Annotated in this window: 10 protein-coding genes; 3 read left to right on the top strand and 7 right to left on the bottom strand. The window is 69.9% G+C overall.

Annotated features, from left to right (window positions below; translation table 11 throughout):
• Positions 1-25: 25 nt before the first annotated feature.
• Positions 26-589, bottom strand: coding sequence for a HupE/UreJ family protein (locus GWK15_RS01895; protein ID WP_168038517.1), 564 nt, complete (start codon positions 587-589; stop codon positions 26-28).
• Positions 590-795: 206 nt separating this feature from the next.
• Here GWK15_RS01895 and dnaE point away from each other — a divergent pair, with 206 nt between their 5' ends.
• On the top strand, positions 796-4,257 hold the full coding sequence (gene dnaE / locus GWK15_RS01890) for a DNA polymerase III subunit alpha (protein ID WP_168038515.1): 3,462 nt from the start codon (positions 796-798) through the stop codon (positions 4,255-4,257).
• 216 nt (positions 4,258-4,473) lie between these two features.
• Here dnaE and GWK15_RS01885 read toward each other — a convergent pair whose 3' ends face one another.
• Positions 4,474-5,874, bottom strand: a complete 1,401-nt coding sequence (locus GWK15_RS01885; protein ID WP_168038513.1) for an amidase family protein — start codon at positions 5,872-5,874, stop codon at positions 4,474-4,476.
• A complete protein-coding gene (locus tag GWK15_RS01880) occupies positions 5,871-7,898 on the bottom strand; it encodes a molybdopterin-containing oxidoreductase family protein (protein WP_168038511.1) in 2,028 nt (675 codons plus the stop codon). The genes GWK15_RS01885 and GWK15_RS01880 overlap by 4 nt, the downstream gene beginning before the upstream one ends.
• 129 nt (positions 7,899-8,027) lie before the next feature.
• On the opposite strand from GWK15_RS01880, the gene mazG reads away from it, so the two are divergent.
• Together mazG and GWK15_RS01870 are read left to right on the top strand one after the other, a co-directional pair.
• Positions 8,028-8,840 (top strand): nucleoside triphosphate pyrophosphohydrolase, encoded by an 813-nt coding sequence (gene mazG / locus GWK15_RS01875; RefSeq protein ID WP_168038509.1) that lies wholly within the window; start codon positions 8,028-8,030, stop codon positions 8,838-8,840.
• A 21-nt stretch (positions 8,841-8,861) separates the two neighbouring features.
• On the top strand, positions 8,862-9,797 hold the full coding sequence (locus GWK15_RS01870) for a hypothetical protein (RefSeq protein ID WP_168038507.1): 936 nt from the start codon (positions 8,862-8,864) through the stop codon (positions 9,795-9,797).
• Between the two features lie 66 nt (positions 9,798-9,863).
• Here the strand turns inward: GWK15_RS01870 and GWK15_RS01865 are convergent, their stop codons facing one another.
• From GWK15_RS01865 to GWK15_RS01850, 4 genes are all read right to left on the bottom strand, one after another.
• Entirely contained in the window at positions 9,864-10,814 is a 951-nt protein-coding gene (locus GWK15_RS01865) for a pirin family protein (RefSeq protein ID WP_168038504.1), read from the bottom strand.
• Between the two features lie 95 nt (positions 10,815-10,909).
• Positions 10,910-11,563, bottom strand: a complete 654-nt coding sequence (locus GWK15_RS01860) for a PIG-L deacetylase family protein (protein WP_168038502.1) — start codon at positions 11,561-11,563, stop codon at positions 10,910-10,912.
• A complete protein-coding gene (locus GWK15_RS01855; RefSeq protein WP_168038500.1) occupies positions 11,560-12,372 on the bottom strand; it encodes a sugar phosphate nucleotidyltransferase in 813 nt (270 codons plus the stop codon). Before GWK15_RS01855 ends, GWK15_RS01860 begins: the two co-directional genes overlap by 4 nt.
• The gene (locus GWK15_RS01850; RefSeq protein WP_168038498.1) at positions 12,369-13,661 is read right to left on the bottom strand and encodes a class I SAM-dependent methyltransferase; all 1,293 of its coding nucleotides are present in this window, start codon (positions 13,659-13,661) and stop codon (positions 12,369-12,371) included. The genes GWK15_RS01855 and GWK15_RS01850 overlap by 4 nt, the downstream gene beginning before the upstream one ends.
• Positions 13,662-13,703: the final 42 nt, after the last annotated feature.

The raw sequence follows: 13,703 nt of genomic DNA, 5'->3' as shown, positions 1-13,703 counted from the left end.
CCCTTCCCCCCGACCTTCCTCTTGTTCAGCCGACAACCATGAGCGCAAGACCAGCCGCCGCGATCCCGGCCCCGCCAATCCGCGCGAGGGTCACGTGCCGCGTCGCGACCCGCCCGATGGCGAACCCCGCCGCGTGCAGCAGCGACGAGGCCGCGAGCATCCCCACCGCCGTCAGCGCGACGGATCCGCCGATCTCCGCCCCATGCACCGCGCCGTGCAGCAGGCCGAAGAGACCCGCGAGCGGCAGCGCGACTGTGCCCGGCAGCCGCACCGAGATCGCCAGGATCAGCCCCAGCGCGAGGACGGAGGCCGCGACGCCGTGCTCGATGCCCGTCGGCAGCGGTGCGAGGAGGCCGAGCCCGATCCCGCCCGCCATGCCGCCCAGGAAGGCTGCCGGCAGCGCCCAGGCGCGCGCCAGGCCCGCCTGCGAGGCCCAGAGGCCGATGGCGAGCATCGCGACGAGGTGATCAACGCCGAGCAGCGGATGCGCGAGGCCGGCGGCGAGGCCCTCGGCATGGCCGCCATGGGCCAGGGCGGGGCCCGCGGCGAGAGTCGGAAGGATGAGGGCTGCGGCGCGCAGCAGGCGCATGGTCGTCTCCGTGGCTTTCGGTCCGGCACCGATCCTGACGGCGGCGCCTTGGCCCGGCAAGGCGAGCAAGGGCCATGCCGCCTGAGGCCCCGCGTGGAGCAAGCGCTTGCCGGGCGCCGACGCCGCGGAGCACCGGCTTGCCCACCGCCGGCGCGTTCCGCCGGCGGGGCCGCTGCGCTACCCTGGCCGCCCCGGCGAGTCCTGCGATGAGCGACCAGACCTCCTTCGTCCACCTGCACGTCCATTCCGCCTATTCCTTGAGCGAAGGCGCGATCAAGGCGGACAAGCTGGCTTCGCTGGCGGCATCCAACGGCATGCCCGCGGTGGCCCTGACCGACAGTGCCAACATGTTCGGCGCGCTCGAGTTCTCCGGCGCCTGCGTGAAGAAGGGCGTGCAGCCGATCATGGGCTGCCGGCTGTTCCTGACGCGGGCGGAAGCCGATCCCGACCGGCCGGAAGTGGCGCGGCAGATGCCCGATCCGCTGGTCGCGCTGGCGATGGATGCGCGGGGCCTCGACAACCTGCAGAAGCTGTCGTCGAGCGGCTACCTGCGGGACGATCCCTCGGGCCGGCCGGCGATCACGCTCGATCTGCTGCGCAGCCATGCCGAGGGGCTGTTCCTGCTGACCGGCGGCACGCTCGGACCGATCGCGCGGCTGATCGGGGATGGGCGGCGCGATGCGGCGGCGCGCATCCTCGAGGCGCTGCGAGAGGCCTTCCCGGATCGCCTGGCGGTCGAGTTGCACCGCCACGGCCTGGCGCAGGAACCGGGGATCGAAAGCGGGCTGCTGGCACTGGCGCAATCCGCCCGCCTGCCGATCGTGGCCGCGAACGACGTCTATTTCGCCGCCCCCGAGATGCATGAGGCGCATGACGCGCTGCTCTGCATCGCCGAGGGCCGCACCATGGCCGAGCGCGAGCGCCGCCGCGTCACGCCCGAGCATTGGTTCAAGCCGGCCGCGGCGATGCGGAGCCTGTTCGCCGACCTGCCGGACGCATGCGACAACACGCTCGCCATCGCGCGCATGTGCGCCGTGATGGCCGAGGAGAAGAAGCCCGAGCTGCCGATCTGCCCCAAGGTGAAGGAGGGTATGACCGAGGCCGAGACCGTCCGCGCCATGGCGGTCGAGGGGCTCGAGAAGCGGCTCGACGCAATGCAGCCGCCGCCCGACGAGGAGAAGCGAAAGGTCTACCGCGACCGGCTCGACTACGAGCTCGGCGTCATCGAGAAGATGGGCTTCCCCGGCTACTTCCTGATCGTCGCGGACTTCATCCAGTGGGCGAAGGCGCAGACACCGCCGATCCCGGTGGGGCCGGGGCGCGGTTCGGGTGCGGGCTCGGTCGCGGCCTGGGCGCTGCTGATCACGGACCTCGACCCGCTGCGCTTCGGGCTGCTGTTCGAGCGCTTCCTGAACCCCGAGCGCGTGTCGATGCCGGACTTCGACATCGACTTCTGCCAGGACCGGCGCGACGAGGTGATCAAGTACGTGGTGCGCGAATACGGCGCCGACCGCGTCGCGCAGATCATCACCTTCGGCAAGCTGCAGGCGAAGGCGGCCGTGCGCGACGTGGGGCGCGTGCTCGGCATGCCCTATGGGCAGGTGGACAAGATCGCCTCCCTAATCCCGTTCAACCCTGCGAAGCCGGTCGGCCTCACCGATGCCATCGCCGGCGAGCCGCGGCTGCAGGAACTGCGCGACGCGGATGAGCAGGTCGCGCGGCTGCTCGACATCGCGCAGCAGGTCGAAGGGCTGTATCGCAACGCCTCGACGCATGCGGCGGGCGTGGTGATCGGGCGGAAGCCGCTGATCGAGATCGTGCCGCTGTATCGCGATCCGCGGTCGGAGATGCTCGTCACGCAGTACTCGATGAAGTACGCGGAAGCGGCATCCCTGGTGAAGTTCGACTTCCTCGGCCTCAAGACGCTGACGGTGATCGAGCGGGCGCTCGGCATCCTTGCGGGGCAGGGGACGCATATCGACATCAGCGCCATCCCGCTCGACGACCCGAAGACTTACGCGATGCTGGCCAAGGGCGACGCGGCCGGGGTGTTCCAGTTCGAAGGGCAGGGGATGCGCGACTGCCTGCGGCAGATGCGCGCCAGCCGGTTCGAGGACTTGGTCGCGGCGGTGGCGCTCTATCGCCCCGGCCCGATGGCGAACATCCCGGCCTATTGCGCGCGCAAGGCCGGCGAGCCCTGGGAACCGCCGCATCCGGCGATCATGCACATCCTGGCCGAGACCTACGGGATCATGGTCTACCAGGAACAGGTCATGCAGATCGCGCAGGACCTGGCGGGCTACAGCCTGGGCGGCGCCGACCTGTTGCGCCGCGCGATGGGCAAGAAGATCCGCGAGGAGATGGTCAAGCAGCGCGCCATTTTCTGCGAGGGCGCCGAGAAGCGCGGCATCGAGCCAGCCAAGGCGGCCGAGATCTTCGACCTGATGGAGCGCTTCGCCGACTACGGCTTCAACAAGTCGCACGCCGCGGCCTATGCGCTGGTCAGCTACCAGACGGCCTGGCTGAAGGCGAACCATCCGGTCGCCTTCCTCGCGGCGTCGATGACGCTCGACATGTCGAACACCGACAAGCTCGCGGGGCACATGCAGGAGGCCGCGCGGCTCGGCATTCCCGTCCTGCCGCCGGACATCAACCGATCGGGCGCCGAGTTCCGGGTGGAGACGACGCCCGAGGGCAAGGAGGCGATCCGCTTCGCCTTGGCCGCGGTGAAGCGGGTGGGCGAGGCAGCGATGAAGGACCTTGTGAAGGCGCGCGATGCCGCCGGGCCCTTCGCGTCCCTGGCCGACATGGCGGCGCGGGTCGATCCGAAGCTGCTCAACAAGATGCAGATCGAGAACCTGGCCCGGGCCGGCGCCTTCGAGGCGCTGGAGAAGAACCGGGCCAAGGTCATGGCCGGGGCCGAAACGATCCTGCGCCGCGCGCAATCCAGCGCCGAGGAACGGGATTCCGGCCAGATCGGCCTGTTCGGGGCGGATTCGCAACGAAATGAGCCGCTGCGCCTGCCGGATGTGCCGGACTGGCCGCTGTTCGATCGCCTGGCCCATGAATCCGAGGCGGTCGGCTTCCACCTGTCGGCCCATCCGCTCGACACCTATCGCAAGGCGCTGCAGCGGCTCGGGGTGACGCCTTCGGCGCTGATCGCGGACCGGGCGCGGGCCGGGTCGTCGCGGCTGAAGCTGGCCGGGACCGTGGTGAACTCCAAGGAGAGGACGACCAAGACCGGCAGCCGGATGGCCTGGGTGCGGCTGTCCGACGCCCAAGGGTCCTACGAGGTGACCTGCTTCTCCGAGGTCCTGAACCGGTCGCGCGACCTGCTGGTGGAAGGCAGCGCCGTGCTGGTGACCGCCGAGGCCAGGATGGACGGCGAAGCGCTGCGGCTGACGGCGAACGAGGTCGAGAGCCTCGAGAAGGCGGCGAGCGGCGCCGGGGGTGGGATCCGGCTGTGGCTGGACGAAATCTCCGCCGTCGATCCGATCCGCGCGATCCTGACGCGGGAAGGTCGCGGGCGCGGCCGCGTCGTGCTGGTGCCGCGCACGGGGCCGGGCCAGGAGGTGGAACTGGCGCTGCCGGGCGGCTTCAACATCGGCCCGAAGGTCATGCAGGCGATGAAGGTGCTGCCGGGGGTTTCCAGCGTGGAGGAGATCTGAAGGCTCGCTAGGCCATCTCAGAGTTTTCCATAATATACCTTATGCGGCTTTCGGATGTGGCGATTGGGACCCGGAGGGCTCTGCCCTCCGGACCTCCCACCAAAGGCCGAAGGGCCTTTGGAAACCGTGACTTGGGTGGTGCTGCGGTGATGGTGTCCAGAGGCCTTTCGGCCTCTGGCGGGGTGGTTCGGAGGGGCAGCGCCCCTCCGCTGCGCGTCACAGCGACGCAAAGCCCGGCGCGAACGGACGCTCTTCGAGAAACGCCCCGGCCGCCCGCAGCACCAGAGCATCCGCGCAGCGCGGCCCGGCGATCTGAAGCCCGATCGGCAGTCCCTCCCCGGTCCGACCGCACGGGATGGACGCCGCCGCGCCGTGGGACAGGTCGAAGGGATAGGAGAACTCTGCCCAGACCAGCCAGTCCCAAACGTGGTCGGGCCAGTGCGCCGGGCGCTGCCGGCCGACCTCGAAGGCGGCGACCGAGGCCGCCGGGGTCACCAGAAGGTCCCAGCCCGAGGCGAACCATTCCCCGATCTCGGCGGCATAGGCGATGCGCCTGGCCTGCGCCTGGATCGCCTGCTGCAGCGTCATGCCGGCATAGTCGTCCAGGCAGGCCGCCAGCCCAGGGTCCTGTTCCGCCCGGCGGGCCGGATCGGTCTCCAGGAAGGGCAGCATGGCGATGCCCCAGATGTCGCGCTCGAGGCCCGGGCCCTTCGGCCCCCAGGGCGGCGTGACCTCCTCGACCCGGGCGCCGAGGCGTTCGAAGACCGGGATGGCGGCGCGGACGGCCTCGGCCACCTCGGGGTCGACGCGGGCATGGCCGAGGTCGGGGCTGTAGGCGATGCGGAGGCCGCGCAGGTCGGGCAGCCCGATGTCGGCCACCCGGAACCCGCCAGGTAATGTCGTATGATCAGAAGGATGGAAACCGGCCATCACTTCCAGCATTAAGGCGGCATCGGGCACGTTCCGGGTGATCGGCCCGGCATGGGAGAGTGACCCGTTGTTCGTGACGGGCGCATAGGGCACCAGTCCGAAGGTCGGCTTGTGCCCCACCGCGCCGCAGAAATGCGCCGGCAGGCGGATCGACCCTGCCCCGTCCGTGCCGATGTGCAGGGCCCCGCACCCTGCCCCGGCCAGCGCCGCGGCGCCCGAGGACGACCCGCCGGCGGTGCGGCCATGCTTCCACGGGTTATGCGTATGCCCCGTCAGCGGACTGGTGCTGACCGCGGTCCATCCGTATTCGGTGGCCGTCGTCTTGCCGGTGATGATGGCCCCGGCCGCCTTCAGCCGCGCCACCATCGGGGAATCATGGCCCACCGGCTCCGGGCTGCTCAGCCGCGTCCCACGCCGGGTCGGCAGCCCCTTCACGGCGGTGATGTCCTTCACCGAGACCGGGACGCCGTGCAGCGGGCCGAGTTCCACGTCGCCCATGGCCGCGGCCTCGGCGGCGCGGGCGGCGTCCATCGCGCGCTCGGCGTCGAGGACGACCATGGCGTTGATCTTCGGCTGCCAGGCCTCGATGCGCTCGATCACCGCGCGGGTCACCTCGACGGGGGAGGCCTGCCGGGTGCGGATCAGCCGGGCCTGTTCGGTGGCCGGCAGGGTGGCGAGGTCGCTCATGCCGCCTTCTCCCACGCCGCGACGTCAAGGAAGGTCGACTGGTAGCAGGCCCCCTCGCCCATGTCGGTCAGCCGCGTGTCGCACAGCATGTTCACGGTGCCGGACACCGCTTCGCCGTCCGGGCGCTGGCCGGGCACCAGGACCACGCCCGGCTGCACCTCGTCGCTGATCCGTAGCACCAGGCCGACCTCGCCCTTGTCGTTGAACAGTCGCACCGCCTGACCCTCGGCCAGGTTGCGCCGCGTGGCCTCCTCCGGGTGGACGATCGCGCAGGGCGCCCCTTCCCGCTTCCGCAGGAAGGGCGAGGCGGCATAGGCGGTGTGCGCCTGGAAATAGCCCGGCGCTGTCAGCAGGCGCAGCGGCCAGCGGGCGGCGTCGGCCGCCTCGATCGGGTCTTCCTCCCAGACCGGCATGGGCGGGACACCCTGCTGCGCGAGGGCCTCGGAGTAGATCTCGAGCTTGCCGGAGGGCGTTCGGAATTCCTGGGCCGCCGGCGGGGCGACCTTCACCGGCCCCTCGAACACCCGGGCGGGATCGACCTCGGCGATAATCCCGGTCGCGCCCTTGAAGAACAGCGGCATGATCTCCTTGGGCGTCATGGAGAAGACGGCATCCGTCAGCCCCATCCGCCGGCCAAGGTCCTGCGCCAGGCGGAAGTTCGACCGTGCCTCGTGCTGCGGCGGCACGGCCGCCGGCCCCCACTGCATCCGGTAGGAACCGTAGGAGCGGTAGAAATCCTCGGTCTCGAGATAGGTCGTCGCCGGCAGGACGATGTCCGCGTAGCGCGCCGTGTCGGTCATGAAGGGGTCGTGGACGACGGTGAAGAGGTCCTCCCGCGACAGCGCCCGGCGCAGGCGGTTCACGTCCGGGTTGGTCACCGCGGGGTTGTTCGCGGCGATGAACAGGGCGCGGATCGGCGGGTCGCGCATCTCCTCGAGCGCCTCGCCCAGCGCCAGGTGGTTCACCATCCGGGCCGAGGCCGGGCCCGACGGCTTGGCCACGACGCCGAACTGGAAATCCATCGACCCGGCGGCGAGCAGCAGCGCCCCGCCCCCTTCCCGCCCATAGGCGCCGGTCAGCGCCGGCAGGGTCGCCACCGCGCGCAGCGCCTGGCCGCCCTTGGCGAGCCGCGTCATGCCCTCACCGAGGCGGATCAGGGACCGTTTCGCCGCGCCGAACATGGCGGCCAGCCGCTCGACGTCGTCGACCGACAGGCCAGTGATCCGCGCGACGCGCTCCGGCGGGAAGCCAGGCAGGACCTCGGCCGCCCAGCGATCGAAGCCGAGGGTGTTTGCCGCGACGTAGTCCCGGTCGATCTTGCCGTCCCGCAGCAGGATATGGGCGATGCCGCAGGCGAGCGCCGCATCCGTCCCGATCCGGATCGGCAGGTGCCAGTCCGCCCGGGCCGCCGTCTGGCTGCGCCGCGGGTCGATCACCACCAGCTTCACCCCGGTCGCGCGCACCTTCTCCAGCAGCGTCCAGAAATGGACGTTCACCGCCATCAGGTCGCAGCCCCAGGCGATCACCAGGTCGGAATGGACGACGCTCTGCGGGTCGGTGCCGCCCACGGGCCCCAGGGTCATGTCCCAGGCCGTCTCGCAACACGTATCGCAGACCGTCCCGGCCATCAGCCGCGTGGTGCCGAGCGCATGGAACAGCCCGGCCGGCAGCCGCCGGTTCATGTGCCCCTGATGGGCGGAATAGGCGTAGCCGAGGATCCCCAGCGGCCCGTCCTCGGCGATGATGGCCTTCCAGCGGGCGGTGATCTCGTCCAGCGCCGCGTCCCAGGTGATGGGCGCGAACTGGCCGCTGCCCTTGGGCCCGGTGCGGCGCATCGGGGTGCGGAGGCGGTCCGGGGAATGAAGCGTCTCCATGTCCCGGTTCACCTTCGCGCAGGCGAATCCGGCCGTGTAGGCCTCGTCCGGATCGCCCTGGATGCGGACCACCCGGCCGTCCTCGACCTCGGCCAGGAGGGAGCACATGTCGGGGCAGTCATGGGCGCAGACGACGCGGACCTTGGGCATGGGGCGGGATGAGTCCTTGTGGTGTGGGGTCAGTCTCCGGCGGCGCCGGCCGCTTCGCAACCCGCCACGGCCCTTGCCAAGCCGGCGCCGTCGCGGGACGAGAATGCCCTGCCCGTTTCCGGACCTGCCATGACCGACCCGAAGGCCGCCATCACCCACCTGATCGACGTCATGGCGCGGCTGCGCGACCCCGAGACCGGCTGCCCCTGGGACCAGGTGCAGGATTTTCCGACCATCGCCCCCTACACGATCGAGGAAGCCTACGAGGTCGAGGACGCGATCGCGCGGGGCACGCCTGCCACCCTGCTGGACGAGCTCGGGGACCTGCTGTTCCAGGTCGTCTACCACGCCCGCATGGCCGAGGAGCGCGGCTGGTTCGCCTTCGCCGATGTCGCAAAGGCGATCGCCGACAAGATGGTCCGCCGGCATCCCCACGTTTTCGGCGAAGAGGACGCCCGGACCGCCGAACAGCAGACCGCCGCCTGGGAGGCCCAGAAGGCCGCCGAGCGCGCGACCCGGCAGGAGCACGGGACGCTCGCCGGCCTGCCGCCCGGCCTGCCCGCCCTCACCCGCGCCGCCAAGCTGACGCGCCGCGCCGGACGGGTGGGCTTCGACTGGCCGGACGCGGCTGCGGTGCTCGACAAGCTCGAGGAGGAGGCGGCCGAGCTGCGCGCGGAGCTGAAGGTGCCGGGCCAGGCACCTGATACTGCGGCTTTGCGCGACGAGGTCGGGGACCTGCTCTTCGTGTTGGCGAACCTCGCCCGGAAGCTCGACCTCGACCCGGAGGACTGCCTGCGCGGGGCCAACCGCAAGTTCGAGCGACGCTTCGGCCATATCGAGGAAATGCTTCGCCTTGAAGGAAAAATACCTGCCGATGTGACGCTCGATCGCATGGAGGAATTGTGGCTCGATGCGAAGCGGCGAGAGCGAGATACGGGCTAAGACATGAAGATCATTGGCACCTTGGGCCTTCTGATCCTGCTGCTTTTCCCGTGCAATGAGGCATCCGCCCAACCACGGCGGACGCTGCTGGACGCCGGCGCCAGCGGGAAGGTCGAAGCCGTGCCGCAAGGGCGTGGCGAGGCGCTTCGCCTGGTCCGCGGCAATCGGACGCTGTGGGAGGCCCGCGATCAGCGCTTCGCCGCCTTCCGGAATGGCGCGGCGATCCCGCTCGGCAACGGGGGGCAGGCGATCGGCATCACGGGATGGACCGGCGGCGCCTATTGCTGCTGGACGCTGCACCTGTTCCGCCGGACGCCGCAGGGGGTGGCGCATGTCGCCTCCCTGCCGCTCGGCAAGCGGGAACCGGATGTGATCCGGCTGGCGGTGCCCGGCGGGCCGGCGGTCCAGGTGGCCGATGCCGCCTTCGACTTCTGGGAAGCGCCGGCCAGCCTGGCGACCGACCTGCATCCGACGGTGCCCTTCCGATGGACGGGCCAGGCGCTGGAACCGGATGTCGCGGCGATGCGCCGGCCGATCGCCGCCGCGCTGGGCACGGCCTGCATCGAGATGGCGGCGCCGGCGGACATGCCGCCGCCCGAGCGGCGCGTGGCGACCTACCCGGATACCGAGGCGGCGATCGCGGACCTCGGTGGACGGGAGTGGTCGAGGGGCCCTGGGGCGACGGGCCCGCATCCGGGGGTGGAGGCCGCCCGCCTGGCCACCTGCCTGATCTATTCCGGCCAGGCAGCCGAGGCGCGGCGGCTGTTGCGCACGGTCTGGCCCGAGGGCGTCCCCGGCCTCGCCGAGACCGAGCGTCAGATCACCGCCCGCCTCGCCTGCAGCCCCTTCGTCGCGGCGGTGCGGGCCGCCAATCCAAACGGCGCGCCTTACGTCGGCGGCCGCTGCACCCCGAATTCCCCCGCCCAGACGGCCCTCTACGCCCTGAACTGGCGCTGAGGATCGGTTTCCAAAGGCCTTTCGGCCTTTGGCGGGGAGGTTTGGAGGGGCGGCGCCCCTCCATGATCAAGCCGGCCGCGCTTCCGCCCGCACCGTCACCCGCCCCTCCGGCAGTGGGATGAACTCCTTCTCATCCCCCGGCACCTTGGTGAAGCGCCCGGCCTTCCAGTCCTCCTTGGCCTGCTCGAGCCGTTCGCGGGAGGAGGCGACGAAGTTCCAGAACAGGTAGCGCGGCCCGTCCATGGTCGCCCCGCCGAGCATCAGCAGCCGCGCCCCGTCCGGTCCCGCGGTCAGGGCGAGCGCGTCGCCTGGCCGGAAGACGAGCATCCGCCCTGCGTCGAAGCGCGTTCCGGCGACCTCGACGCTGCCCTGGACGACATAGGCCCCACGCTCCTCATGCTGGTCGGGCAGCGGCAGCCTTGCGCCGGGCGCGAGGATGGCGTCCGCGTAGAAGAGCGGCGAGGAGACGGCGACCGGCGAGCGGAGCCCCCACCCCTCCCCGGCAATGAGGCGCATGCGGACGCCCTGGTCGTCCACCAGCGGCAGGTCCCCTGCCCCGTGATGGACGAAGCCGGGCGTGGTGCCCTCCGCGTCCTTGGGCAGGGCCACCCAGGACTGGATGCCGAACATCCGTCGCGGGCGGTCGCGCTGGGCGGGATCGGTGCGCTCGGAATGGACGATGCCGCTGCCGGCGGTCATCCAGTTCAGTTCTCCGGGGCGGATCGGCTGCGCGCTGCCCAAGCTGTCGCGGTGGAAGATCTCGCCCTCGAACAGGTAGGTGACGGTCGACAGGCCGATATGCGGATGCGGACGCACGTCGAGGCCCTTGCCGGTGAGGAACTCGCCCGGGCCCATCTGGTCGAAGAAGATGAAGGGGCCGACCATCTGGCGCTCCTGCGCCGGCAGGGCGCGGCGCACCTCGAAGCCGCCGACGTCGTGGGCGCGGGGAATGATGACGTGCTCGAGGCCCGGCGGGGGCGCGGGGCAGGTCGGGTCGGCTTCGTCGAGGGTGCTCATCGGGGATCTCCTGCGTCGGGCAGGAGTATCGTGATCGCCGCCGCGTCACGCCATCGCCGCGTGACGATGGCCTTCATCATCGCGGTGGATCGCGCTCAGGCGAGCAGGATCTTGCGCGCGACGAAGCCTTCCGCGTAGCGCTCCGGCGCGCGGCATTCCATGCCCCGCAGGCGGGCGAGGCCCTGGAAGGTCTCCGGGTCGAACCAATCCTTGCCGTGCTGGGTCGCGAAATGCAGTTCGAGCAGTTCGAGCTTCTTCGCCAGCGTCGCCGCGGTGAGCGGGACATAGACGTTGGGCCGGCCGAGGTCCCCGTCCCATTTCGGGATCTCGTATTCCAGCACGACCTGGTCGCGGAAGGCGTTCCAGGTGAGCTCCGAGACCAGGCGATGGTCCTGGTGGGCGTCGTCGGATTTGTGCGTCAGCACCACGTCCGGCGTGAAGCGGCGCGAGAGATCCTGCATCCATTCCTTGATCGGCTCCCGCTCAACCGGGAAGTAGCCGTCGCGAAACTGCTGGAGCTCGATCCGCGCGCTGGCAGCGCCCTGGAGGAAGGAGCGCGCCGAGGTCTCGGCCTCCTCGCCCCGCTGGCCGGGGGCGCTGAAGACGCACCAGGTCGCCTCGACCTTCACCCCGCGCGCGATCCATTCGAGCAGGGCACCGCCGGCGCCGATCTCGATGTCGTCGGAATGGGCGCCGAGGCAGAGGACGTTCAGCCTCTCCCCCGGCGTCGCAAGGCTCAGCCCCTTCATTCCGCCGCGACGAGGCGCGGGCGCCGCTTGCCGGCATGGTCGCCGGGCAGCCAGGGCATCTCCCCGCGCTCGACCATGTCCTCGAGGACCTGGCGGTCGCGCAGCGTGTCCATGGATCGCCAGAAGCCCTCATGCTTCCAGGCCATGAGCTTGCCGTCCCGGATCAGGCGGTCGAAGGGCTCGAGGACGAGTTCGTCCCCTTCGCGCATGTAGTCGAAAATCTGCGGGCGGAAGATGAAGTAGCCGCCGTTGATCCAGATGTCCGACCGGTCGGAACTGCGGAAGGCCTGCACCTTCCCGTCGGGGGCGATGTCCGCGAGGTGGTAGGTCAGCGGCGGACGCACGGCGACGAAGCAGCCGACCTTGTCGCTCGCCTTGAACTGGCGGATCACCTCGGTGAGGTCGAGGTCGGTCAGGCCGTCGCTGTAGTTGGCGAGGAACATCTCCTCGTCCTTGACCTGGTCGCGCACGGCCCAGAGCCGTTCGCCGATGTTCCGCCAGATGCCGGTGTCGATCATCGTGACGCGCCAGTCCTGGCGCTTCTCGCCCAGCATCTCGACCTGGGTGCCGCCGGCGGTCACGACGCAGTCCCCGAAGGCCTCGTGGCGGTGGTTGACGAAGAAGTCCTTCACCACGTTCGCCTTGTAGCCCAGGCAGAGCACGAAATCCTTGTGGCCGTGATGGCTGTAGTACTGCATCACGTGCCACATGATCGGTTGCTGGCCGATCGGGATCATCGGCTTGGGGATATTCTCGGAGTACTCGCGGATGCGCGTGCCGAGGCCACCGCAGAAGAGAACGACTTTCATGTCGGCATCTCCTTCGGATCGATGATGGTCGCTTCGGGGATGGGAACGATGAACTTGCCGCCCCAGTCGCCGATGTGGCGCATCTGCTGGACGATCTCGTCCTTCAGGTTCCAGGGCAGGATCAGGACGTAGTCGGGCTTTGCCTCGTCGATCGCCTCGACGGGATGGATCGGGATATGCATCCCGGGGGTGAAGAGACCGTGCTTGTACGGGTTGCGGTCGACGGTGAAGTCCAGGAAGTCGGTACCGATGCCGCAGTAGTTGAGCAGCGTGTTGCCCTTGCCCGGCGCGCCGTAGCCGCAGATCTTCAGGCCTTCGTCCTTCGCGCCGATGAGGAAGGAGAGCAGGCGTCGCTTGGTGCGCTTCACCTTCTCGGCGAAGGCCTCGTAGGTGCGCATGTCGCGCACGCCGGCGGCTTCCTCGCGCGCCTGGAGGGCGGGCACGGAGGGTGCGACGAGCCTCGAGGATTCGACGCGCGCCAGGTGGACGCGCAGCGAACCGCCGTGGGTACGGAGCTCCTCCACGTCGATCACCTTGAGACGGTGCTTCTCCGCCATGCGCAGAATGGTGTGGAAGGAGAAGTAGGAGAAATGCTCGTGGTAGATCGTGTCGAACTGGTTCTCCGCGATCAGCCGCTCGAGATGCGGGAATTCGAGGGTGCAGACGCCCTCGGGTTTGAGCAGGATGCGGATGCCGCCGACGAAGTCGTTGAGGTCGGGCACCTGCGCCAGCACGTTGTTGCCGGCGATGAGGTCGGCGGCCTGCCCCTCGGCGACCATGCGCTCGGCGAGCGCGACGCCAAAGAATTCGACCAGTGTCGGGATCCCCTTCCCTTTCGCCACCGCCGCGACATTGGCCGCGGGCTCGACGCCGAGTACGGGGATGCCCATCGGCAGGAAGTGCTGCAGCAGGTAGCCGTCGTTGCTCGCGAGCTCGACCACCAGGCTGTTCGCGTCGAGGCCGAGGCGCTCCGCGATGCCATGGCAATAGGCCTTGGCGTGGGCCACCCAGCTCGTCGAATAGGAGGAGAAATAGGCGTATTCGGTGAAGATATGATCCGGCGTCACGTATTCCTTGAGCTGCACCAGCAGGCAGTGCTCGCAGACCAGGGCATGGAGCGGGAAGAAGGGCTCCATGCTGTCGCGTTCCTCCGGCCGGCGGAAGCTCTCGCAGAGCGGCGACATGCCGAGGTCGACCATGGTGCGGTGGATCGGCATGTTGCACAGCCGACAGCTGCCCTGGGTGCGGCTGCCGTCGTCGATCGTGAAGCGGCGGGCTTCGATGTTCATGCGGGGGCCTCGGTGGCTGGGCCGGCGCGACCGGCGTCATGG

Origin of the sequence: Neoroseomonas oryzicola (assembly GCF_012163135.1) — a bacterium.
Lineage (GTDB): Bacteria > Pseudomonadota > Alphaproteobacteria > Acetobacterales > Acetobacteraceae > Neoroseomonas > Neoroseomonas oryzicola.
Note: the sequence above shows the minus strand (reverse complement) of the source record. Positions and strands in the feature narration are given on the sequence as shown.

Coding starts and splice junctions, on each gene's coding strand:
- dnaE (WP_168038515.1), top strand. CDS start 796: ATGAGCGACCAGACCTCCTTCGTCCACCTGCACGTCCATTCCGCCTAT.
- GWK15_RS01855 (WP_168038500.1), bottom strand. CDS start 12,372: ATGAAAGTCGTTCTCTTCTGCGGTGGCCTCGGCACGCGCATCCGCGAG.
- GWK15_RS01865 (WP_168038504.1), bottom strand. CDS start 10,814: ATGAGCACCCTCGACGAAGCCGACCCGACCTGCCCCGCGCCCCCGCCG.
- GWK15_RS01880 (WP_168038511.1), bottom strand. CDS start 7,898: ATGCCCAAGGTCCGCGTCGTCTGCGCCCATGACTGCCCCGACATGTGC.
- GWK15_RS01895 (WP_168038517.1), bottom strand. CDS start 589: ATGCGCCTGCTGCGCGCCGCAGCCCTCATCCTTCCGACTCTCGCCGCG.
- GWK15_RS01885 (WP_168038513.1), bottom strand. CDS start 5,874: ATGAGCGACCTCGCCACCCTGCCGGCCACCGAACAGGCCCGGCTGATC.
- GWK15_RS01850 (WP_168038498.1), bottom strand. CDS start 13,661: ATGAACATCGAAGCCCGCCGCTTCACGATCGACGACGGCAGCCGCACC.
- mazG (WP_168038509.1), top strand. CDS start 8,028: ATGACCGACCCGAAGGCCGCCATCACCCACCTGATCGACGTCATGGCG.
- GWK15_RS01860 (WP_168038502.1), bottom strand. CDS start 11,563: ATGAAGGGGCTGAGCCTTGCGACGCCGGGGGAGAGGCTGAACGTCCTC.